Origin of the sequence: Thauera sp. 27 (assembly GCF_000310125.2) — a bacterium.
Lineage (GTDB): Bacteria > Pseudomonadota > Gammaproteobacteria > Burkholderiales > Rhodocyclaceae > Thauera > Thauera mechernichensis.
The window spans coordinates 1-530 of the sequence record NZ_AMXB01000106.1 but is presented as its reverse complement, the minus strand read 5'-3'; the positions used below and the strand labels follow the sequence as shown (position 1 = coordinate 530).

Annotated in this window: 1 protein-coding gene; it reads left to right on the top strand. The window is 71.3% G+C overall.

Features of this window, described 5'->3' with window-relative positions; genetic code table 11:
* Positions 1 to 81 precede the first annotated feature (81 nt).
* On the top strand, positions 82 to 530 hold a 449-nt coding region (locus B447_RS21590; protein WP_004249579.1), incomplete at its 3' end, for an ureidoglycolate lyase.

The window sequence follows — 530 nt, the reverse complement described above, 5'->3', positions numbered from 1 at the left end:
AAGACCGGCGCTTCGCGGGCGCAGCCCTGCGCCCGGGCGCCCGACCGGCGTGTCGCCCCCTTCCTCACCCGAGAGCACACCATGACCGCGCACCCCGCCCTCCCCCTCGCCGTCGCGCCCCTCACCCACGAGGCCTTCGCACCCTTCGGCCAGCTCATCGAGGCCAGCGACGCCGCACAGCACTTCACCATCAACGCCGGCAACACCGAGCGCTACCACGACCTCGCTCGCATCGAGCCCGGGCCCGAGGGCCGCGTCATCGTCTCCATCTTCCGCGGACAGCCCCGCGCCCTGCCCTTCACCGTGAACATGATGGAGCGCCACCCGCTCGCCTCACAGGCCTTCATCCCCATGTCGGGCAAGCCCTATCTGGTCGTCGTCGCCCCCGCCGGCGCACCGCCCACCGCAGAAGACCTGACGGTCTTCCTCGCCCGCGGCGACCAGGGCGTCAACTACGCCCCCGGCGTCTGGCACCACCCCCTGCTCGCACTCGACGAAATCTGCGACTTCATCGTCATCGACCGCAGCGG